The organism is Sulfuricaulis sp. (assembly GCF_040901545.1).
GTDB lineage: Bacteria > Pseudomonadota > Gammaproteobacteria > Acidiferrobacterales > Sulfurifustaceae > Sulfuricaulis.
In genome coordinates this window covers 88,135-110,129 of the sequence record NZ_JBBDYL010000045.1, presented here as the reverse complement: position 1 = coordinate 110,129, position 21,995 = coordinate 88,135, and the positions used below count along the sequence as shown (strand labels likewise).

Below are 21,995 nucleotides of genomic sequence, written 5' to 3'. Positions count from 1 at the left end.
GTATTTACCCGACACCGGACTTCCCACCTTCCAACGGACACCTCAAACATCTACCGACGCACCTTCGAAGACATCGGGACTGACGCCGTTTAGGTGACTGTGGCGGCGTGTCGGATTATAGAACGCCTCGATGTAATCAGCGATATCACGGTGCGCGAGCGCACGGGTTCGGTAGATTTGTTTCTTGATTCGCTCTTTCTTAAGACTACTGAAGAACGATTCCACAACGGCGTTGTCCCAGCAGTTGCCCTTGCGGCTCATCGAGCAGACCATGCCGTACTCGGCGAGCTTTTCCTGAAACACACCGCTCGCGTACTGGCTGCCCCGGTCCGAGTGATGAAGGAGTCCGGGCGCCGGCTTACGGCGGAACCAGGCCATGGTCAGCGCTTCGACTACGATGTCCGCCGTCATTCTGGATTTAATCGACCAGCCGACGATCTCGCGGTTGAACAGGTCGAGCACCACCGCCAGGTACAGCCAGCCTTCGTCGGTCCAGATGTAGGTCAGGTCGGCGGTCCAGACTTGATTGGGTGCCTCCGGCGAGAAGTGGCGGTTGAGAAGATTGTCCGCCACCGGCAGACCGTGTTTGGAATCCGTGGTGGCCTTGTAGCGACGCTTGTGGCGCGCCCGGATACCGTTCTCGCGCATCAGCCGCTCCACCCGTGTCTTGCTCGCCGGGAACCCACGGCCACGCAGCTCGTCGACCATTCTCGGGCTGCCGTAGGCGCCCTTGAACTGAACGTGATGGCCCGGATCAATTCCAGCAGTTGCGCATCCGTCAGACGGTGGCGACGAGACTGTCCGCCCCGCTTCCAGGCCCGGTAGCCGCTGATACTCACGGCCAGCGTGTTGCACAGCACGGGCAGCGGATAGCCCCGTCGCGCCGTGTCGATCCAGGCGTACTTCACAGCACATCCTTGGCGAAGTACGCCGTCGCTTTTTTTAGGATCTCGTTCTCCATCTTGAGCCGCGCCAGCTCGGCCCTCACCCGCGACAGTTCCATCTGCTCCGGCGTGACCGGCTTGGTCCCGGGCGGATTAAGTTTGCCCGCCTTCGCGGCCTTAACCCAGTTGCGCAGGGTCTGCTCGACGAGCCCCAGTTCCCGCGCCACCTTGGCAATCCCTTCGCCGCCTTGGACCCGCTTCACGGACAGCGCTTTGAACTCAGCCGTGTATTCCTGCTTCGGTATCTTGAACATCTTTTTCCTCCGGTTGCGATTATGTATGCTAGCCGCTTACCGTTGGAAGGTGAAATTCGGGGGGAAGCTCAGATGTTATCTTCAGATATATAATCGGCCCAGAAGCTACAGAACCCCCACTTGAAGTCCAGTTTGCGCGAATCGTGGATGCCTACCAAAAAATAATGGAATCTCTCGGTGCTATAAAAAAGTCGAAAGTCGAAGGAAATTAATTAAGGTAATTGGGGCGAAACGTAACCAAAATAGACCTGGATGAAACGTTTGAACAGATTCTCTCTCCGATGGTTGAAGCGATACTCGATCTCCTTCAGGTGCATCGGAAAATGATACTTGGACACGCCCCGGTAGTTATACCGGATATGCTTGGCATAGCTCCAGAAGCCTTCGATGCCGTTGATATGGTTCCGGGTGCGCTTGTCCACCAGGGTACGGCTGTGGCTGACGGTGTGATGCTTCCCGTAACGCTTGAGCGACTGGTAGCCCCGGAAGGCGTCGGTGTAGTACACCGAGCCCTTGCGCGTTTTGGTTTTGATGTGACGCATCAACTCCTCCGCCGAAACCGATTCCACGACCTTGGTGTAGACCCGTCCGTCCCGCTCCAGCAGCCCGAAAACCACGCTTTTCCCGGCGGCCCCGCGACCGCGTCGGCAAGACAGGTGCTACCGGCAACGTCATCGCGAGCTACGATGATCAGGATCGGCTACTGTCGTACGGCAGCACCAGCTATGCCTACACCGACAACGGCGAACTGAAAAGCAAGACATTCAACGGCCAGACGACCAATTTTGTTTATGACGTAGTCGGAAATCTGCGTTCCGTTGCCTTACCGGGTGGTACGGCGATTGAGTATGTCATCGATGGCAGAAACCGCCGCATAGGCAAGAAAGTAAACGGTATCTTGAACCAGGCATGGTTATACAAAAACCAGCTGAACCCCGTCGCCGGACTCGACGGCGCCGGCAACGTGGTGGCCCGTTTCGTTTACGGCAGCCGACTGAATGTGCCGGATTATATAATCAAGGGTGGTGACATCTACCGCCTCATCAGCGATCACCTGGGCTCCCCGCGGCTCATCGTCAACACCGCGGATGGCACCATTGCCCAGAGAATCGACTACGATGAATGGGGCAATGTCCTCACCGACACGAACCCCGGCTTCCAGCCCTTCGGGTTCGCGGGCGGGCTTTACGACCGGGATACGAAACTCGTCAGGTTCGGGGTGAGGGATTATGACCCGGAGGCGGGGCGCTGGACGGCGAAGGATCCAATCAGATTCTCTGGTGGAGATGTGAATCTGTATGGCTATGTGCTTGGTGATCCGGTGAATTTAATTGATCCAACTGGTGAAGTCATTCTTGGGCCAGTTGTTACACAAATCGGTAGAGTTCTAATCCTTGTCGCCAGACTATTTTTCGGTGGTAGAGCACCTAAGCCACCAAAAGATCCGTTGTCTCGGCCACCGGCAATTGAAAAAACTATCGAGCGGCCAAAACCGACTCTACCGCCTAGCAAGGGGATATCAGAACCACCCAAATCGCCCGGCAGTCAAGATCCGCGTATGATCTTTCCGCCACTGTCAACCGAGCCAGAACAAGATCGTTCAGGTTGCCCATGATGAACTCGAATCAGAATGAAATTGCAAAGCTTACTGAGGCGAAGCGGTTGTATGAAAAAGGTAAATTGCAGGAGGCCCTCAAACTGTATTTGCCTCTTGCCGAAGCGGGAAACATCGAGTGCCAGATATTTGTGGGCCGGCTTTATGCGAAAGGAGTGCGAGGCGTAACGCAAGATCTCGAGGCTGCAAAAAGATGGCTCGGTCGGGCTGCCAATTCTGGCAATGCGGATGCACTGTACTCATTAGGGGTTATAGATCACCGCTTAGGAAAATATTCATCGGCAATACACAGCTATCAAAATGCCGCTACGCTAGGCTACTCCGCGGCGTACTATCAGTTGGGAAACATGTATCGTGCAGGTATAGGATTTGAAAAAAATCGAGATAAGGCTTTTGAGTTGTACGAAGAGGCCGCAAAGAGAGGACACATTTTTGCTCGAAGGGATATAGCCCTCATGCTTGTAAAGGGCTGCAAGGGGTGGCGCATGGTGCCTCTGGGGTGCATAAAGTGGTTAGCAAGCATATTCACCGGTATTCGCACTGTTGTTAAAGATTCTTACAGCGAGAAAACGTTTGATTAATCACCTTTATTCTCGGCACTGTTGTCAGTGGGAATCGTTTTGATTTTCAGGCGGGAACCGGCTCCGGTAGCGTAATGTTGGATTCCGGCGCCGCTGGCTTGGCCGGGGCTACGTTTCCGGCCTGTTTTTTCTTTTCCTCGGCCTGCTCGATCTCCTGGCGAAACTCCTCGGCGCGCTTCTGCCAATAAAGCCGTTCGAATTCATAGCACATGTGAGCCTCCTCGTACCTGGTAAAGGGGGATGCTAAGGGACGGGTCTATGCTACGCCTGGTTCGGAGGATCAACAACGGGTGGAGCAGGAAGCACAAGAGGCAATAAAAAACCACCCTCGCCGTATGGGGGCGAAAGTATTTTCCATCTGGGTTTGTGTTTAGTCCCGCGGACCTCGACACCGGTCTGCGAGGGCCATTCGCGAATTCATGCTGTACAAATCCACACGGAGGATGTAAGTTGCGCAGCTGAAAGAGAAGTCGGCAGCCTCGTGCCGTTGTGGTTGCGTAGTAACCAGCCCGGGATCAGGAGAATTAATCCATGGCAGCTGTACGCAAGCTTCCTCTGTCAGAAACGCTGATCACGAAAATTCAACAGCAAGTCAAGCTGCATTGCGAGGTCTTCTCCTCCGACACCGTGGACCTGGAAACATTCGGCAAAGTCCCCGGCGGTCGGATTCTCTCGGACTCCGTTAACTGGCCGATCCGAGAGGCGTTTGAGTATTTTCATCATCTGGGGGCGGGACGATTGACGGGCAAGGTTTTCAAGGTTACGGAACGTGAATATTTTGCGATCGGTTCCAAGCAAACCGCCGTCTCGTTCAGTTTCACCATCGACGAGCGCATCCGGTCGGAACTCCCGGCGATGCTCGATGTTTACGCCCAGATCTACGACGCGGAAAACCGCCTGCGTTTTTTCCTCCACCAGAAGTTGCAGGATAAATACGGTGCTAATTTTGTTTCCCATTTGCCGACTCATGTCCGGGACCGTATCGAACATGAAAAATTGCGCCATCACAGCTATGTGATCGATCCCCTTCGCGGCGATCTGGAATTCGCCCACCTGAGCGATCTGAAGCGGATCATTGACGCCAACGAGGAATTTGTGGCGGACAATCAAATCCGCATGGTCCTGCTGCAGAAGCTGGATTACCTCAACTCCATCCGCCATCTGGCCTCGCACAACAACCTGGTTTTGCCCGCTGAAATCATGCACATCCGGGATAATTGCGAGCTTGTCCGCCTGATTCTCGGGACCGGGACGCTGGGCCTGGCGCCTTTTACCCCTGATCCGGCCGCGTCAAAATCGGACCACCGCACCGGTGGCTCCGAATCGGTGGCCAAAACGGTCGAATTCGAAACCGAGGTGGTTTGAAACGCGCGCCGTGCGCGCGACCATCACGCGGCGATATTCGTATTCCCATCAGTAATATTTGAATAACAAGCCTTGCCAGACGGCCGATTTTTTTCTGGCGCGGATTTATTTTCCGGATCCCGGAAGTTTTCTGCGTTCCTCCACCACCAAATCGTAGAGTTTCTCCGCGACCGGTCCTTTTACCGCGTTTGGCCGCACGTTGATTATCCGCGCCGAGGTTTCGTGATCGAAGATAAAGCGACGCCATACTTCGGGTGGATAACTCTCCAGCGGCAAGCCAAATCCGCCATGAATTTCACCTCTCGCAGCCGTGACATGGCCGGCGCGGGCACCGATGCCGCGGAACGCATGACATGAAAAGCAGGCATTGCGGTATTCCATGACCTCACGCACGTCCCAGGGCAATTCGCCCACGTCCGCCAGCGGATCGATGGCCGCGAGCCGGAAACTGTCCGGTGTCAGCGCGTACATGGCCTGGGTGGGCGGGCGGAGCGACTCCGGCGGTTGCTTGAGAAAATGGATAAAACCTCCGAGCGAGCGCACCATGAGCGGCGGCCGTTCCGGCTTCCAGGAATATTCCAGGTGATTTTTATAGAACGTGGTCAACCGAAACAGGTCGCGTTCGTCGTCAACGCCGATGACGAGCACCGGGCGATAGGGTGCGATGACCGATCGCTTCCAGTACAACTGCTCGCCGCGCACGTTGGTAACGATCAAGTATTCCCCCGCCCCGACTTTTTCCCGCGGCCGGCTGTCGAGATACGCCAGCAGATCGAGCGCGTGATACTGCTTCATCGGGTAGGAGCGCGGGTCATAGGAATTGTCGCCATACACACCCTGGATGGCGGAGCGCAGTCGGGTGTCGACCGGAAACGTGCGTACCGCTACCCCGGCGTTCCAGAACGGCTCCGTGGAAAATGGCGGTTCCTGCCAGAAGCGGCGCGCCGCCACTACCTCGGCCATCGCCGGCGGCATGGGTTTGAGCTTCAGAAAATCCTCGATGACCTCGACCGCCAGATTCCGGCGCTGGGTGAAATCCGCCAACGTCAGGTGGTTCTGTTTGGGAATGACGATTTCATCCACGGCCTTGTGCCCAGCGGCCCGCAGGGCGCGGGCAAACCGGCGCGCGTCCACGGAAAAACCCGGCAAATCGTTCTCCGCCGAGAGCACTAACAGCGGCGACCCGGGGCGCACGTGAGCGACCGGCGAAGCAACCCGGAACGCGGACTCGTCGGCTCCGAAGATCGGTGCCAATAAATTTCTTTGCTTGGGGTTAAGCGGTCCTTGCGGACCCAGGTCGTAGATTCCGCTCAGCAAAATGAAGCCGGCCACATCCGCCGCAGTGAGCCCGTAACCCTTGAAGTGAACCGGATTGAGCGCGAGCTGGGCCGCAATCGTGGCTCCGGAGGAATGTCCGAGCACATAAATCCGTTCGGGATCGTATCCGTAAAGACTGGCGGATCGTTTCAGGAATGCGAGCGCCGCGGCCACGTCCCGTGCGTGGGCCGGATGACGGACTTTGGGAGCAAGCCGATACCGCACCAGCGCGACCGCCGCACCGTCATCCACCAATGCCTGGGCAATCCGCGGGCCGACCTCCCACTGTCTGCCCGGTTCGGTCCAAAACCCGCCGTGAACAAAGACCACGAGCGGCGGCCGCGCGGTCGGTGGAATCACAAGATCAAGCGACTGGTAATTACGCGCCGCAGGATCTGTAACCGAAAACACATAGGGTAGATCGCGCACCACGCGCGACGCGGCGGTGACGTCGATGGCGACGCACAATAGCGCGAATAGCGTAATCGCGCGGATGGCGCGAAGACGGAACCTTGGTGTCAACAGTCTGACTGGCAAGTCATCTCCCGGGAACGGAATGGCGAGGCCGGGTTATTCCTGACCCAATCCGCACGTTTTTTTACGACCCTTTTCCGGGTGGACAATACCCCATGGCGCGGCACAATTGAACCGAGATCTCATGACACACGTCGCCACGGCACCGCTCGGCCAACCGGGGTATCCCGCTACGGTCAAATAATTTTATACTCCCTGCCCAGGGACGAATTTTGGAGGCGAATATGCCAAGTACAGTCAATCCGATTCTCAAGGGATTATTTACGCCCGGCGGCGCCGATGAGTTTCTGGCCCGCTACTGGCCGCAGCGGGCCTTCGTGGTGCACGGCGATGCGGCCCGGCTGCCCCCGCCCCTGCGTGCGAAAGAACTGGCCAGCATGGAAGCGCTGGCGCGGTGTTACCGTGGCAGTCTGCGCTTTACCCACGGGCGCAAGAGCGAGCGCATGGTGCAGATCGATCGCATCGAACCCGCGATCCTCTATGGAATGGACCTCACGCTGCAGTTCGAGGATATCGTTCCTTATGTTCCCGGTACCCGGGAATTGCTGCAGGCGCTCGAGATCGAACTGGGTTTGAACGAGGGCGCGCTGTGTCTTAGCGCGTTTGCCTCGCCGAAGACGGATGGGCTTGGGTGTCATTATGACGCGCAGGACCTGATATCGATCCAGCTGCACGGCACCAAACGGTTTCATTATGCGCCCATGCGCGAGATCCCGAATCCCTATGGCACGCAATACGTGCCCGGCGGCCGGCCGTTTGACGAGCTGTTTCCGCAGACACCAAACGGTTTTCCGGATAACAAAGACGTGACGTTCGAAACCGCCGAGATGCAGCCCGGCACGGTATTGTTCCTCCCGCGCGGCACCTGGCATTACACCGAGGCCGGCACACCCTCGCTCTCGCTCAGCATCATGATCAACCCGCCTCCAGCGGCGGATATCCTGCTGGATCAACTGAACTGGCTGCTGCTGCAGGACAGCGATTGGCGCCTGCCTCTGTACGGGGCGCGCGCCGACGGTTCGATGCAGGAGGCTGCGCGCCGCCGGGCCGCGCAATTGCTTTCCCGGTTGCCGGGACAGCTGGCATCACTGTCGCCGGATGACCTGATCCAAGCCATGCATCCCATGACCGACAGATTGCGGCGCATTACCGCGGTAAGCCGATTTCAAAAGACACCCAATACACTGCTCGAGGTCAGCGACAACCCGTCACCGAGGGGCACCCGGGAGATCCGTATCCGCCTCGATCCGTTCACCCCAAACAGCCAGTACTCCGCGCGCATGGAAATATCGCCCGAAGCCCTGGCTATTTTCCAGTGGATCGACGGTCGCAGCGGGGTCTTTACCGGCGGCGAGTTACACGCCGCGTTTCCTAAATTTCCGTTCGAGGAACTGAAAAAATTACTGCTTGGCCTGACTCAGGCGCAGTACATCCGGCTCCTTTGGTTCGCGCCACTGGCGCCGGCGGAAAGACCGGACGCACCAAAAGCCAGAACAACTCACGCCGGTAATTAACGCAACTGCGATTGGCCGGCGCGCAGTTTGCTTTCACCGCGCGTCGCCGCCGCTCTGATAAAATCCCGCCATGGATGTGTCCCCCCTGTTAGCCGATCTCAATGACGTGCAGCGCGAGGCCGTGGGCGCCCCGCCGGGGCCGCTGCTGGTCCTGGCCGGTGCCGGCAGCGGTAAGACACGGGTGCTGACGCACCGCGTGGCCTGGCTCGTCGGGGTCGAAGGCGTGTCGCCGCATTCCATCCTCGCGGTGACTTTCACCAACAAGGCGGCCCACGAGATGCGTGGGCGCATCGAGTCCATGCTCCATTCGCCGGTCGGGGGCATGTGGATCGGAACCTTCCACGGACTGTCGCACCGTCTGCTGCGTTTGCACTGGCGTGAGGCAAATCTACCGCAAACGTTTCAGATTATTGATAGTGAGGACCAACTTCGGCTAATCAAGCGAGTGCTGAAAAGCCTCAATATGGATGAGGCCTACTGGCCGCCCAAGCAGGCCATGTGGTTCATCAACGGCCACAAGGAAGAGGGTCGCCGCCCGAAAGACATTGGCGAAGCCAATGACCCGACCCAGCGCGAGCTGCGGCGCGTGTACGTCGCCTACGAGGAAACCTGTCAGCGTTCCGGACTGGTGGATTTCGCCGAGTTGCTGCTGCGCGCCTATGAAATGCTGCGCGACAACCCGGCCATGCGCGATCACTATCAGGCTCGCTTCCGCCATGTGCTGGTGGACGAATTCCAGGATACCAATCGCATCCAATACGCCTGGCTGCGGCAGTTTGTCGGGCCCGAACGCAACCTGTTCGTGGTCGGTGACGACGATCAGTCCATTTACGGCTGGCGCGGCGCGAGAGTGGAAAATATTTTGAAATTCGACAGTGATTTTCCCGGTACGCGTGTCATCCGCCTGGAGCAGAATTACCGCTCGACCGGCACCATCCTCAAGGCCGCGAATGCGGTCATCGGTCACAACGCCGGCCGTCTCGGCAAGAACCTGTGGACCGCGGGTGACGACGGCGAACCGATCCAGCTCTATACCGGCTATACCGATTTCGACGAGGCGCGTTTCGTGATCGGCCGCATCCAGGACTGGGTGGCGCGCGGGCAGGCACGCGCCGAGTGCGCGGTGCTGTACCGCTCCAACGCCCAGTCGCGCCTGTTCGAAGAACGCCTGATCAACGAGGGCATCCCTTACCGGGTATACGGGGGGCTGCGGTTTTTCGAGCGTGCCGAGATCAAGGACGCACTCGCCTACCTGCGCCTGATCGCGAGCCGCCACGACGATCCCTCGTTCGAGCGGGTCGTGAACCTGCCGACGCGCGGGATCGGTGCCAAAACGGTTGACGCCGTGCGCGAACGGGCCCGCGGGGAAAAAATCTCGATGTGGCAGGCAGCGCAAAAACTGCTTCCCGACACGGTGTTGCCGGCGCGCGCGCGCGCGGCGCTGCACGGCTTCCTGCAATTGATCGACCGGATGACCGCTGACACCGCCGGGCTTGCCCTCAGCGAGGCTGTCGAGCACCTGCTCGCCGGCAGCGGCCTGATCGAGCATTTCAAGAAGGAGAAAGGCGAAAAGGCCGAATCGCGCGTGGAAAACCTGGAGGAACTCATCAACGCCGCCCGTGGGTATGAGCACGACGAGGCCGAAGGCCTCGATCCCCTGTCCTCGTTTTTGGCCCACGCGGTGCTGGAGGCCGGCGAGGGCCAGGCCGAGGAATGGGAGGACTGCGTGCAGCTCATGAGCCTGCACTCGGCCAAGGGGCTGGAATTCCCGTTGGTGTTCCTGACCGGGCTGGAAGAGGGCTTGTTTCCGCACCAGCACTCGCTCGACGATCCCACCCGGCTCGAGGAGGAGCGGCGGCTGTGTTACGTCGGCATGACCCGGGCGCGCCAGCAGCTGGTGCTGACCCAGGCCGAGCTGCGGCGGCTGCACGGCAAGGAGCACTACACCAGTCCCTCACGTTTTCTGGGCGAAATTCCCGAAAATCTGATACAGGAGATTCGAGCCAATCCGGCGCGTCCGGATTACACCCCCGCCGTGTTGGCGACCGGCCTTCCGGCCCAGGAACCCCCGGCCGAGGCCATGCGTCTTGGCACCCGGGTGCGTCACGGAACGTTCGGCGACGGAATCGTGTTGCGCTACGAGGGTCACGGACCGCATGCCCGGGTGCAGGTTAACTTCGAGGCCGTGGGGACAAAATGGCTGGTCATCGGTTATGCCAATTTGCAGCCGCTGTGACCCGCTTGCAACCGGCCCCCATGGTCTATAGTTAGGGGAAAGAAGAACCGCTTATAACAGGCCTTACCGAAGATCGACGGGGTCATAGCTCGATGGAGATGAGGGGCGAAGCAGGCAAGGCTGCGAAGGCCATGGTGGCCATTGTAGCGATCACTTTTGCCGCTGAGTTTCTCATCATGCGGGGCCTGGCCGCTCTCGGTTTTGATCTGGCGTCTCCCGCAACCATTCTTTTCGATGCCTTGCTGCTGGCCATAGTGATCGCGCCGCCGATTTACTGGGTGGTGCTGACTCCCATCCGCCGCGAATACGACAAGCGTCTCGAAGCCGAGATCGAAGCCCAGGAAATGAGCCGCGTGGCGATCACCGATCCGCTCACGCATCTCATGAACCGCCGTGGCATCACGGTCGGGCTGCTGGATGCCATGGCGCAAGCCGAGCGCTACCGCACGCCGCTGATCGTCGCCATGGCGGATATCGATCACTTCAAGGAAATCAACGATACCCACGGACACAAAGCCGGCGACCGCGTGCTGCGCGAGGTCACCGCCATTTTCACAGAAGTCCTGCGCATGCCGGACAAGGTAGGTCGTTACGGGGGCGAGGAATTTCTGATCATTATGCCGCACACGAAGCTTGCGCAAGGTCGCAAAATTGCGGAGCGCATCCGCGCGTCGGTGGGTAAATGGGAATTTGACCTCGGCTCCAAGAAGATTCATCTGACAATCAGCATCGGCATGACCCAATTCAAGCCGGGCGATGATCTTGAAAAACTGGTCTCGCTCGCCGACAAGGCCTTGTACGACGCCAAGCAGGGCGGCCGCAACCTGGTGGTCGCGCGCAAGATGCAGTAGTACCTCGCTGTACCAGCGCGATCCGCAGCGATTTTTTCCCTCGCCGTGCCGCCAATAAATAACCGTATTCCGCAGCGCTGAGTTGACCGCGCTTGGCTTGATGTGCACGAGACTATCGTCCTGCAAGAGTTAGCAGGACACGGACGATCACGATTACATTTTCTGAAAATGAGGGCTGTTGCTAAGACGACGCCATGGCCCGCACGACACCCGACCACGCCGCCGCCAGGTTCGCGCGGTTGTAACCACCGCCGCCGAGGCCGATCATCCGGCCATTGCAGAATTCATCGGCGAGGGCACACAGGCGCGCGGCGGCATGCGCATGGGCCGCGGGCGTTAAATGCAAATGCGTGATCGGGTCGCCGGCGATGCTGTCGGCACCGGCCTGGAGAATAATGAATTCCGGCCGTCCGGCGCGGACGAATTCCTCGACCCGGGGCCACTCGCGATGAAACGCCGCATCGTCGGCGCCGGGTGCGAGCGGAATATTCAGCTTAGTCCCCTTGGCTTTGCCTTTTCCGGTTTCGTGCGCACTGCCGGTACCGGGATAGAGATAGCGTCCGTCCTCGTGCATGTCGGCGAAGATCAGGTCGGGATCGTCCTCGAAGGCGTAAAAGACGCCGTCGCCGTGGTGCGCGTCGATGTCCACGTACGCCACGCGCCGAATACCGTGCCGCCGTCGCAGCGCCTCGATCAGCACGCCGATGTCGTTAAAGACGCAAAAACCCGCGGCGCCGTCACGGCGGGCATGATGCAAGCCGCCGATCGGCACGAACACGCGCGGGCACCGGCCATCCATCATACCGTTTATTCCGTCAAGCACCGATCCGACCACGACCGAGGCCGCTTCGTAGACGCCCGGAAACGCCGGGGTGTCGCCAAAATCGAGGTAGCCCTCGCCGCTTTCGGATTGCTGGTGGACGCGCGCGATGTACTTCTCAGTGTGAAACAGCGCGATGTCTTCTCGCGGCGATGAGGTCGGCACCCCGGTATCCACCTCCCGATCGAGACCTTGCTTGACGATTTCTTTCCAAAAGGCCGCAAGCCGGTCCGGGCCGAAAGGATGCCCGTGTCCAAACCCGTAGGAAGCCAGCGCCTCACCCTGATAGACCTTCATGCGCATGGTCCGATTATAAACCGGGATGGCGCGTTTTAGGCCAGCGTAAAATGCTAGGAACCTGTGTCCGATTGATGCGGGTGATTCAGCGGGAACAGCGACAAAAAACTGCAATAAACCGATGCGACAAACAGCGGCAACGCGAGTAAACCCGCGGATATCACCAGCACAATACCCAGTGAAGTATGTTTGATGAAGCTGGCCCAGATGACGAAGTAGAGAATCACGAACGGCAGCGACAGCGTGAATAGCGGAACGGCATTGTGGCGGAAGGTGGAAAAACTTTCTGAAATCGCGGCCAGCGGCTGCCGGTTGCCCAGTACCGTGAGTGGTACGCTGAAAAGCAGACCCATTGCCAGCGCCACGTACACCAGAATTACCACCAACATGCCGACCAACGTGGTGATCTGCGGTACTCCAAACTGGGTCGCCGACAATCCCGTCAACATCGAACCGCCGATGAGCAGGTAACCTACGATCCGGACCAGCATCACCAGTCCCAGGGAGATAATGCCAAGCAGCACGGCGCCAAATACCTTTTCTTCCTCGTTGAAGATACGCATGAGTTCCTGCGCCGGCTGGGCGATGAAAATTTGGAACAGCACCGGTACCAAGAAACGCCCACCGGTCGGCGCTAATTCCGCCGGGGTGTAATTGCCCTGCGCGGCACCCCAGATGACCCCGGCCAGCAGCACCGGTGTGATGAGGATCAGCAGCAGGTCACCCATGAACGGAATCAGTTTCAGCAGTAAGGCGAACGCCAGATAAACCGCGCTCATGCGCAACCATATGGATTGTTGATTCCGAACCAGTTGCCAGCCTTCGGCTATCCAGCTCAATCCCAGCCTGATTTGGTCCGATGTGTTTTGTCCGGGGGGGGAGGCTGGAAGCGGATTCTCGTTCACGCCTTAATCTCCGTGCGCGGCGTTAAATATGAATATCTTATTCTTTTTTTCCGACGTCTTTTTTTCTCGGATGATGGCATCAGAAGCGCTTGATCACCCACATGGGAATAGCGATCCGGGGCTCGAAATCGCTGCGGCGAAATTGCCCGCTGCCCTCATGATCAATGAGGTAGTACGGCTTGCCTTTGGCCGGTATCACCTTAATCATGTAAAGCCTCCCGTTGACTCGATACTCCTCATGTATCTCGGTACCCTTGGTGGTGATGGTTACTTCCGGCTCGGGATATTCCGCGCCCGGGAGATCGGGCACACTCGGGGGATCGTATGTTTCAGGTGGCGGAGGCGGCGGTGCATCCGCTGTCGTTCTGTTACCGGTGCCACGGGTCGAATTCTCCGCCAGCGTCGCCGGCGCTATCAGCAGGACAAGAAAAAAAATAAAGTAGGGACGCATGACAGGTTCGTGGATCAGAGATTGAGCTTGATCTCCCGTTCCGCCTCCGAAGGGGCGAACCCCGATTCTTCATAATACCGGAAGATCACCTCCAGTACTTCATCGGCGCTGTTCACCACGCTGAACAGATCGAGATCGCTGTTGTCAATCGCCCCTTCCGCTACCAGGATTTTCTTGAACCAGTCGACGAGGCCGGCCCAGAACGGCGCGTGCACCAGAATAATGGGCATGCGGGTACTTTTGCCGGTCTGGATCAACGTGAGCGCCTCGACCAGCTCATCGAGTGTTCCGAAACCACCGGGCATGCAGACGTAGGCCTTGGCGTATTTGACGAACATCACTTTGCGCGCGAAAAAATGCTGGAATGTCAGTGCGATATTCTGGTACGGATTGGCGTGCTGCTCGTGAGGCAGGTGGATGTTCAGGCCGACACTTGGAGATTTACCGGCGTAAGCACCCTTGTTGGCCGCTTCCATCAGGCCCGGGCCACCGCCGCTGACCACAGAAAAACCGGCGTCGGAAAGTTTGCGCGCAATCTCCTCGGTCAGGGCATAATAAGGATGACCCGGCTTGGTGCGCGACGAGCCGAAGATGCTGACCGAAGGCTGGATCTGTGAAAGATGCTCGAATCCGGCGACAAACTCGGCCATGATCTGGAAAATTTTCCATGACTCCCGCGACATCGTACCCGATGAGGCAATTTCGATCCGGGAATGGGAGTCCGGTCCGTTGGGTTTTGCCGACGGTGCGTTTCTGTCAATGGGATTGCTGTCAATCATATATGATTATTAGCACAGAAGTGGCGCAAGGATGCGCCGGTTACGGAGCCAGGGACGCAAACGTCCGGATTCCGGGCGGCACACCCGCCGCATGAGCCCGAAAACCGCACATCGGAAGAAAAACACCCCGGCAAAGGCGGCGGGAGAGAAGCAAGAGCGCGGACCACTGGTCCTCGTGGACGGCTCATCTTATCTGTACCGCGCGTTTCACGCCATGCCCGCGCTGGCGAACTCGCACGGCGAACCGACCGGTGCGGTATATGGTGTGGTCAATATGCTGCGCCGGCTGCTCGCGGACTACGATCCCGATTACATGGCGGTTGTATTTGACGCCAAGGGCAAGACTTTCCGCGACGACATTTATCCCGAGTACAAGGCGCACCGGCCACCGATGCCGGATGAGCTTTCGACCCAGATCGAGCCGATCCATGACATCATCCGGGCGCTCGGTTTGCCGCTCATACAAATACCGGGGGTCGAAGCCGATGACGTCATCGGCACGCTCGCGCGCGCCGCCGCCGCGGAAGGGCGCGACACGGTGATTGCCACCGGCGACAAGGATCTGGCGCAACTCGTGGACCGGCACGTCCGGTTGGTGGATACGATGAAGGACGCCATCTACGACCACGATGGCGTGGTGGCGAAGTTCGGTGTCACGCCGGAACAGATCGTGGATTACCTGGCGCTCGTGGGCGATACCTCGGACAACATCCCCGGTGTTCCCGGAGTCGGCCCCAAGACCGCCGCCAAATGGCTGCAGGAATACGGCTCGCTCGATGCGCTGGTGGCGCACGCTGGCGACGTGGCCGGCAAGGCGGGCGAACGCTTGCGCGCAGCGCTGGGGAATCTGCCGCTCGCGCGCCAACTCGCCACCATCAAGTCGGACGTGGAATTGCCGCTCGCCCCCACAGGTTTAAAGCGTACGGCGCCGGACCACGCGCGGTTACGCGAACTGTTTTCGCGTCTGGAGTTCAAGACCTGGCTGGCGGAGCTGGGCGGGGTGAATCCCGCTGCGGTCGCTCCGGTGGGAACATCGATGATTAAAACGGCGTATCAGATGATAACCGGTCTGGCGCTGCTCGAAACCTGGCTGAACCGGCTGCGCTCGGCCAGGCTCTTCGCCTTCGATACCGAGACCACCAGCCTCGATGCGGTTCGGGCCGAAATCGTGGGGGTATCGTTTACCGACCGCGCCGGCGAAGGGGCCTACGTGCCGCTGGCGCACAATTATCCGGGGGCACCGGCGCAGCTTGCGCGGGAAACCGTGCTCGCGAAACTGAAACCTTTACTTGAAGACGCCGCCCGCGCCAAGGTCGGCCAGAACCTCAAGTATGACATGAGTGTGCTGGCCAATTACGGCATCACGCTGGCTGGCATCCGCTACGACACCATGCTCGAGTCTTACGTGCTGGATTCGACCGCCTCGCGCCACGACATGGACTCGCTCGCGCTGAAGTATATCGGCTACAAAACGCTGAAATACGAAGACGTCACCGGGAAGGGCAAGCACCAGATCAACTTCAGTGAAGTCGCGCTGGAGCAGGCGACCGCCTATGCCGCCGAAGACGCGGACATCACGCTGCGTCTGCATGAGCACTTGTGGCCACGCCTGAACGCCGTGCCGCCGCTGGCGAAGCTTTTCAATGAGATTGAAATGCCGCTGGTGCCGGTGCTCGCGAGAATGGAACGCCACGGCGTGCGAATCGACGTCACGATGCTGAAGCTGCAAAGCCAGGAGCTCGCACAGCGATTGCTTGATCTGGAACACGAGGCCTACCGGCTCGCCGGTCAGCCGTTCAACATGGGTTCGCCGAAGCAGATCCAGGAAGTGCTTTACGACAAGCATCAATTGCCGGTGCTGAAAAAAACCCCCACGGGCCAGCCTTCCACGGCGGAGGAAGTGTTGCAGGAACTGGCGCTGGATTATCCGCTGCCGCAGCTTATTCTCGACCACCGCAGTCTGGCGAAGCTCAAATCGACCTACACCGACAAACTCCCGGAAATGATCAATTCCGACACCGGGCGCGTGCACACGTCGTATCACCAGGCCGTGGCCGCGACCGGAAGGCTTTCCTCCACCGACCCGAATCTGCAGAACATTCCGGTGCGCACCGCCGAGGGCCGGCGCATCCGGCAGGCGTTCGTGGCTGCTCCGGGCTGCCAAATCCTGTCGGCGGATTACTCGCAGATCGAGCTGCGCATCATGGCGCATCTCTCGGGTGACACAGGGCTGATTCACGCATTTGCCGAGAATATGGACGTGCATCGCGCGACCGCCGCCGAGGTGTTTGGCACGGAACCCGATTCCGTGACCGATGACATGCGTCGTGCCGCCAAGGCAATTAATTTCGGCCTGATTTACGGCATGTCGGCCTTCGGGCTGGCGAAACAGTTGCGCATCGAGCGCGTGGCAGCCCAGGAATATGTCGAGCGCTACTTCGCACGTTACCCCGGGGTGCGTGAATTCATGGAACGGACGCGCGAAACCGCGCGCCGGCAGGGATACGTGGAAACGCTTTTTGGACGACGGCTGCACACGGCCGAAATCAACGCCGCCAACCTGAACCGGCGCCAGGCGGCCGAGCGGGCTGCGATCAACGCGCCCATGCAGGGCACAGCGGCCGACCTCATCAAGTTGGCAATGCTGGCGGTCGATCGCTGGATCCGGGAATCCGGTGTGGATGTTCGAATGATCATGCAGGTGCATGACGAGTTGGTATTCGAGGTAAAGCAGAATGTTGTGGACGCCGCACGCGAACATATCCGCCAGGCCATGAGCGAAGTAGCGTCATTATCCGTACCGCTTGTGGTGGACGTGGGCGTGGGCGATAACTGGGATGAAGCACATTGATGCATTCACCCATAAAAGTTGCGGGAAGATTGATGAAACAATTTTCTACAATATAAGGAAATAATGAAATGAACTATTTCAATCTCTATCAGTCTATAATTCCCGCGGACGATGAAACTGTCGTCCTGCCTCGCTCCTCCTCCCTGAGCGAGGCACGTCCCGGATGCACATCATCCGGGACATGTTGGGCCCCGGACACTCTCCCCTTGTTTCCGGGGCTTTTTTTATGCGTGGCATTTCGTAGTTGCGGTTTTAGTACCAATCGACTCGTAAAATTGACCCGCAAGCAGCCTCTTGGTATATAAGGCCGCCCCGATTTCCGCCGGCGACGGCGAACAGAGCGAAATGCGCGGGGAATCGTCTGGTTAATGGGAGGATTTATGAAACGCCTGATGTCGATGACCGTGGTGTCGGGTCTGTGGCTGGTGCTGGCTGCGTCAGCGCAGGCCACGGGCGGTAATGTTGCAGCCGGTCAGGCCAAGGCGGCGGCCTGCGCGGGCTGCCACGGAGCGGATGGCAACGGTGGCGCGGATCCTTCGTGGCCCAAACTAGCAGGACACGTTCCCGAGTACATCGTCAAGCAATTGTCCGATTTCAAATCCGGCGCGCGCAAGGAACCCACCATGTCGGCGCTGGCGGCCACGCTGAGCACCACGGACATGATCAATATCGCCGCCTATTACGCGAGCCTTCCCAGAAAACCGAGTGCGGCAAGGAATGCCGAGTTGGTGAAGCAGGGCGAGAAATTATATCGCGGTGGCAATGCCAAAACGGGTGTCTCAGCCTGCATGAGCTGCCACGGACCCTCGGGCCACGGGATACCACCGCGCTTTCCGAAAGTTTCCGGTCAGAGCGCGACCTATTCGGTGCAGCAAATGCTGGCCTTCAAGGCCGGCACCCGCACGAATGACGGCGAAACCATGACGCGGATTGCCTTCCGCATGTCGGAGCAGGAAATCAAGGCGGTGGCGGAGTACATGTCCGGTCTGCACTGACTCCGGTTCACCCGTGCCTGCGCGCTTTTCAGTAACTCCACGGTAATAATCCCCGGGTAGCATGCGGTTTGCCGCGCCACGGCACGTGACGGCTGGCGCCGGGACATTTTCTATCGATGTGACACTCTCCGTCCACCCTAATGATAATAGAACGTGAAGGTATTCAATAAGTTATATCAACTTCGGCCATGGCATGAGTATTGCTCATCAATGACAGTGAGAAACACGGAATCGCGGCGGGACACCGGCGGGATTCCAAAAAGCCCGATACGGGGCGAAAAGGAGCGGACCATGTTGAGTCATATCGTAAATTTGGTGAAAACCTACGAGCAGTCGCACGGCGCGCGGCCGAACGTCGTGTACATGAATGAAACGCATTACGGCTACCTGCGCGAGGAACTTCCCGGGGTCCGGGATCACGATAACCTCATCGCTATCCTGGGGCTGGACATCGCCCTGAGCGACGAGGCGATCCGTCCGCAAGTGGCCACCGTTCGCTTTGCTTCAGAGAATATATTAGTCAGCTGACAAGGATAGTTGTGCGGGGTGCACCGACGGGCCGGTTTACCGGCCCGTATTTTTTATAATGTCGCGAAAACGCGCTCGGCCTTGTCCAGCGTTTTTTCGATGTCCTGGTCCAGATGAGCGGCTGAGACGAATCCCGCCTCGAACGCGGACGGCGCCAGATAAACCCCTTCGCGCAGCATTCCATGGAAGAACTTCTTGAAACGCGCGACATCGCAGGCCATGACCTGCGCCAAGCGCGTCACCGCTGCTTCTTGCGTGAAGAAAATCCCGAACATACCGCCGACGTTCTGGGTGGTGAGCGGAATGCCGGCGAGCTTCGCTCGTACCGCGAGCCCCTGGGCAAGTTTTGATGTCTTGGCCGTCAAGTCATTGAAAAACCCGGGACGCGCGATTTCCTTGAGAGTCGCCAGCCCCGCCGCCAGGGAAACGGGGTTGCCCGACAGCGTCCCGGCCTGATACACCGGACCGTCGGGAGCGAGGCGATCCATGATATCCGCGCGTCCGCCAAAAGCGCCGACGGGCAGGCCGCCGCCGATCACCTTGCCGAGCGTGGTGAGGTCAGGTTTGATCCGGTAATGCGCCTGTGCCCCGCCGAGCGCGACGCGAAAACCCGTCATCACCTCGTCGAAAATCAACACCGCCCCGTGCTGCGTGCACAGTTCACGCAGGCCCTCGAGAAATCCCGCCACCGGCGGCACGCAGTTCATGTTGCCCGCCACCGGTTCGACGATCACACCGGCAATTTCCTTCCCGAGTCGGCTGAAAATCTCGCGCACCTGGCCGAGGTTGTTATATTCGAGCGTCAGGGTGAGTTCCGCCAGCCCGGCGGGCACGCCCGGCGAGGTGGGCACGCCGAGGGTCAGCGCGCCGGAACCGGCCTTGACCAGGAGCGAATCCGCGTGGCCGTGATAGCAGCCCTCGAATTTGACGATCTTGTCGCGCCCGGTGAATCCGCGCGCGAGCCGGATCGCGCTCATGGCGGCCTCGGTGCCGGAACTGACCATGCGCACCTTTTCGATCGACGGAATAAGCCCGCAAATGAGGTTCGCCATCTCCACTTCGATACGCGTCGGCGCGCCAAACCCGAGCCCGTGTTCGAGGGTTACCTTCACCGCCGCCAGCACCTTGGGATGGGTATGTCCCAGAATCATCGGGCCCCATGACCCGACGTAATCAATATATTGATTGCCGTCCTCGTCCAAAACGTAGGCGCCGCTTCCGCGGACAAGAAAAACCGGATCGCCGCCCACGCCCTTGAAAGCGCGCACCGGTGAATTCACGCCCCCGGGAATGTGGCGCCGCGCCTGCTCATACAGCGCCGCCGAACGCGAGGTCGTGTATTTCGAATTCATGGTGATTCAGCCTTGTCGGCGAACAGTACCGCGTAACGGCGCGCAGCCACCAGCACATCGGCCTGGGCGAACACGCCTTCGATCGCCGCCAACGCATCCGCCCCGGCGGCGATCAGCGACGCCCCATTCTCGGGCGTAATGCCGCCGATGGCAACGATGGGAATATGGAGTTTTTGTTTCGCTGCGCGCAGCAATTCCGTATCCGCGCGCACCGCCCCTGGCTTGGTAAGCGACGGAAAAAAGCTGCCGAAGGCTATATAATCCGCGCCCTCGGTTTGCGCCTGCAGCGCCCGTGTCAGTTCGTTGTAGCAGGAGACGCCGATGAGCGCCTTGGGGCCCAGTTGCGCGCGGGCGCGGATGAGCGAGGCATCCATTCGTCCAAGATGCACGCCATCGGCCAGCGCCTGCTTCGCCAGTTCCACGTCATCGTTGACGATGAACAACACGCCATGTTGCCGGCATAGCGCGACGATTATTTTTGCTTGCGCGAAGCGCGCGGGCACGTCATGCGATTTATCCCGATACTGAATGATGCGTGCCCCGCCCGCGATCGCCTCGCCCACGGCCGGGAGAAGTCGGGTTTTGTTCAGACAATCGGTATCGGCGATGGCATAGAATCCAGCGATGCGTGATTTATTGACCATTTTTTGACCACTCAAATCATGCGGCGTAATATGCCAGCTTATGCGGCAAATAGGGAAAAAATAAGGGTAGCATCCCCAAGGGCACTAATGACAATGCCACGTCGAGGAGACAAGACTTGATTGAATTCCTCATCCTTATTGCTGTTGTCTTTGTCGGTGTCTTCATCTATGAAAAACTGACCAGCAAAGACGTTCGAAGTAGCATGCCAATCTTTGGCCCACCGAGACAAAGCGACGAAACATGGAAGCAATATCTGCTTGGCCCCCGAAGCCAAAGTGCAATCGAAGCAGAGCGTAAAGCTAAGCAAAAAAAAGAATAAAAAAGGACGCTTGAACCAGGTTCGTGCCATTGGGGAAGGTATCCTTTTCACGTGCAAATGGGAATAGCGCGCCACCCAACAGGCGCCACGTTGGATATCACGAAACCGATGTCAACATTTGACCCTGATCACTTTCTCAACAAAACGTTCTATCAATGGGACCTCCAGACAATGCTTGCAGATGTTCTGGATTTCCTGGAGTTCTCCGAGAACAACCTATCGTGGCAACGACGCCGTGAAATCAGAAAAGTGGAACGGGAAGCCGAACAGGTTGAGTTTGAGGAAAAGGACAAATATCTTGAGCCGCAATACCGTGCCCAGCTAATCGAGGGAGCGGAATATCGGTTCGATGTGAGCCTGTCTCAACGAATTAGATACGCTGGTCTCGTCGCATTCGTTACGACGATACAGTGGTGCGCCCTTACGCTTCGAAAGAGAATGGTTTTGCCACTACCTGAGTGTCCCAAGAGTACGAACAAAGAGATGCATATCTTGGCAACACTCAACGTAATGGGTTCGTGCGGCTTTGATCGTGGAATCTCCGACATATCGGACTTGATCCACGTGCGAAACTGCATAGTGCATGCGGCAGGCCTTGTTAATTCCTATGAACACGCATCAACGCTCCCGGCAAGCATTACACGACTGTCCGGCATAAAGATATGCAACACTAATTTTCTCGGCCCGAGTATCGAGATAGCTCAAGGGGCAGTCGAGGCCTATGTCGGCGCTGCAAACGAGTGGCTTCCCAAGCTAGACGAAGTGTGTACCGCAAGAGGTATTTTGAAATCGTGATGGCATGTTGCACAAATCATGCATGAAAAAGAAATAAAGGGTCGCAA

The 21,995-nt window shown here is 58.5% G+C and carries 20 protein-coding genes and 1 pseudogene; 11 read left to right on the top strand and 10 right to left on the bottom strand.

Annotated elements, in window-relative coordinates:
• Nucleotides 1-42: 42 nt before the first annotated feature.
• Together WD823_RS08900 and WD823_RS08895 are read right to left on the bottom strand one after the other, a co-directional pair.
• Nucleotides 43-1,198 (bottom strand): annotated as a pseudogene (locus WD823_RS08900) (IS3 family transposase).
• Nucleotides 1,199-1,410: 212 nt separating this feature from the next.
• Nucleotides 1,411-1,854 carry an IS1595 family transposase gene (locus WD823_RS08895; RefSeq protein WP_368429316.1) on the bottom strand — a complete coding sequence of 148 codons (444 nt, stop codon included), beginning with the start codon at nucleotides 1,852-1,854 and terminating at the stop codon, nucleotides 1,411-1,413.
• A gap of 242 nt (nucleotides 1,855-2,096) precedes the next feature.
• On the opposite strand from WD823_RS08895, the gene WD823_RS08890 reads away from it, so the two are divergent.
• Nucleotides 2,097-2,813: an RHS repeat domain-containing protein gene (locus WD823_RS08890; protein ID WP_368429132.1), complete on the top strand. Its 717-nt coding sequence runs from the start codon at nucleotides 2,097-2,099 to the stop codon at nucleotides 2,811-2,813.
• The gene (locus tag WD823_RS08885; protein WP_368429131.1) at nucleotides 2,810-3,394 is read left to right on the top strand and encodes a tetratricopeptide repeat protein; all 585 of its coding nucleotides are present in this window, start codon (nucleotides 2,810-2,812) and stop codon (nucleotides 3,392-3,394) included. Before WD823_RS08890 ends, WD823_RS08885 begins: the two co-directional genes overlap by 4 nt.
• A 46-nt stretch (nucleotides 3,395-3,440) precedes the next feature.
• Here the strand turns inward: WD823_RS08885 and WD823_RS08880 are convergent, their stop codons facing one another.
• Nucleotides 3,441-3,605 (bottom strand): hypothetical protein, encoded by a 165-nt coding sequence (locus WD823_RS08880; protein ID WP_368429130.1) that lies wholly within the window; start codon nucleotides 3,603-3,605, stop codon nucleotides 3,441-3,443.
• 320 nt (nucleotides 3,606-3,925) lie between these two features.
• On the opposite strand from WD823_RS08880, the gene WD823_RS08875 reads away from it, so the two are divergent.
• On the top strand, nucleotides 3,926-4,759 hold the full coding sequence (locus tag WD823_RS08875; protein WP_368429129.1) for a hypothetical protein: 834 nt from the start codon (nucleotides 3,926-3,928) through the stop codon (nucleotides 4,757-4,759).
• Between the two features lie 105 nt (nucleotides 4,760-4,864).
• Here the strand turns inward: WD823_RS08875 and WD823_RS08870 are convergent, their stop codons facing one another.
• A complete protein-coding gene (locus WD823_RS08870) occupies nucleotides 4,865-6,613 on the bottom strand; it encodes an alpha/beta hydrolase (RefSeq protein WP_368429128.1) in 1,749 nt (582 codons plus the stop codon).
• 221 nt (nucleotides 6,614-6,834) lie between these two features.
• Between WD823_RS08870 and WD823_RS08865 the strand changes: the two genes are divergently transcribed.
• The 3 genes from WD823_RS08865 to WD823_RS08855 all read left to right on the top strand — a co-directional run bounded on the left by WD823_RS08865 (nucleotide 6,835) and on the right by WD823_RS08855 (nucleotide 11,211).
• Nucleotides 6,835-8,124, top strand: coding sequence for a cupin domain-containing protein (locus WD823_RS08865; protein ID WP_368429127.1), 1,290 nt, complete (start codon nucleotides 6,835-6,837; stop codon nucleotides 8,122-8,124).
• 70 nt (nucleotides 8,125-8,194) lie between these two features.
• Nucleotides 8,195-10,360, top strand: coding sequence for a DNA helicase II (gene uvrD, locus WD823_RS08860; RefSeq protein ID WP_368429126.1), 2,166 nt, complete (start codon nucleotides 8,195-8,197; stop codon nucleotides 10,358-10,360).
• Nucleotides 10,361-10,458: 98 nt separating this feature from the next.
• On the top strand, nucleotides 10,459-11,211 hold the full coding sequence (locus WD823_RS08855) for a GGDEF domain-containing protein (RefSeq protein ID WP_368429125.1): 753 nt from the start codon (nucleotides 10,459-10,461) through the stop codon (nucleotides 11,209-11,211).
• A 181-nt stretch (nucleotides 11,212-11,392) separates the two neighbouring features.
• Here the strand turns inward: WD823_RS08855 and WD823_RS08850 are convergent, their stop codons facing one another.
• The 4 genes from WD823_RS08850 to WD823_RS08835 all read right to left on the bottom strand — a co-directional run bounded on the left by WD823_RS08850 (nucleotide 11,393) and on the right by WD823_RS08835 (nucleotide 14,367).
• Nucleotides 11,393-12,328 (bottom strand): acetoin utilization protein AcuC, encoded by a 936-nt coding sequence (locus WD823_RS08850; RefSeq protein ID WP_368429124.1) that lies wholly within the window; start codon nucleotides 12,326-12,328, stop codon nucleotides 11,393-11,395.
• A 53-nt stretch (nucleotides 12,329-12,381) separates the two neighbouring features.
• Nucleotides 12,382-13,167, bottom strand: coding sequence for a hypothetical protein (locus tag WD823_RS08845; protein ID WP_368429123.1), 786 nt, complete (start codon nucleotides 13,165-13,167; stop codon nucleotides 12,382-12,384).
• A gap of 145 nt (nucleotides 13,168-13,312) precedes the next feature.
• Nucleotides 13,313-13,684 carry a DUF2782 domain-containing protein gene (locus WD823_RS08840; RefSeq protein ID WP_368429122.1) on the bottom strand — a complete coding sequence of 124 codons (372 nt, stop codon included), beginning with the start codon at nucleotides 13,682-13,684 and terminating at the stop codon, nucleotides 13,313-13,315.
• Between the two features lie 14 nt (nucleotides 13,685-13,698).
• Nucleotides 13,699-14,367 (bottom strand): TIGR00730 family Rossman fold protein, encoded by a 669-nt coding sequence (locus WD823_RS08835; protein ID WP_368429315.1) that lies wholly within the window; start codon nucleotides 14,365-14,367, stop codon nucleotides 13,699-13,701.
• 187 nt (nucleotides 14,368-14,554) lie between these two features.
• Here WD823_RS08835 and polA point away from each other — a divergent pair, with 187 nt between their 5' ends.
• The 3 genes from polA (at nucleotide 14,555) to WD823_RS08820 (ending at nucleotide 18,837) form a co-directional block, all read left to right on the top strand.
• Nucleotides 14,555-17,314: a DNA polymerase I gene (gene polA / locus WD823_RS08830; RefSeq protein ID WP_368429121.1), complete on the top strand. Its 2,760-nt coding sequence runs from the start codon at nucleotides 14,555-14,557 to the stop codon at nucleotides 17,312-17,314.
• 380 nt (nucleotides 17,315-17,694) lie between these two features.
• Nucleotides 17,695-18,309: a cytochrome c gene (locus WD823_RS08825; protein ID WP_368429120.1), complete on the top strand. Its 615-nt coding sequence runs from the start codon at nucleotides 17,695-17,697 to the stop codon at nucleotides 18,307-18,309.
• Nucleotides 18,310-18,600: 291 nt separating this feature from the next.
• The gene (locus WD823_RS08820) at nucleotides 18,601-18,837 is read left to right on the top strand and encodes a hypothetical protein (protein WP_368429119.1); all 237 of its coding nucleotides are present in this window, start codon (nucleotides 18,601-18,603) and stop codon (nucleotides 18,835-18,837) included.
• A gap of 53 nt (nucleotides 18,838-18,890) precedes the next feature.
• Here WD823_RS08820 and hemL read toward each other — a convergent pair whose 3' ends face one another.
• Nucleotides 18,891-20,189: a glutamate-1-semialdehyde 2,1-aminomutase gene (hemL, locus tag WD823_RS08815; RefSeq protein WP_368429118.1), complete on the bottom strand. Its 1,299-nt coding sequence runs from the start codon at nucleotides 20,187-20,189 to the stop codon at nucleotides 18,891-18,893.
• Nucleotides 20,186-20,833: a thiamine phosphate synthase gene (gene thiE, locus WD823_RS08810; protein ID WP_368429117.1), complete on the bottom strand. Its 648-nt coding sequence runs from the start codon at nucleotides 20,831-20,833 to the stop codon at nucleotides 20,186-20,188. The genes hemL and thiE overlap by 4 nt, the downstream gene beginning before the upstream one ends.
• Before the next feature lie 116 nt (nucleotides 20,834-20,949).
• On the opposite strand from thiE, the gene WD823_RS08805 reads away from it, so the two are divergent.
• Both WD823_RS08805 and WD823_RS08800 read left to right on the top strand, forming a co-directional pair.
• The gene (locus WD823_RS08805) at nucleotides 20,950-21,153 is read left to right on the top strand and encodes a hypothetical protein (protein WP_368429116.1); all 204 of its coding nucleotides are present in this window, start codon (nucleotides 20,950-20,952) and stop codon (nucleotides 21,151-21,153) included.
• A gap of 108 nt (nucleotides 21,154-21,261) precedes the next feature.
• The gene (locus WD823_RS08800) at nucleotides 21,262-21,948 is read left to right on the top strand and encodes a hypothetical protein (RefSeq protein WP_368429115.1); all 687 of its coding nucleotides are present in this window, start codon (nucleotides 21,262-21,264) and stop codon (nucleotides 21,946-21,948) included.
• The last annotated feature ends 47 nt before the right edge of the window (nucleotides 21,949-21,995 follow it).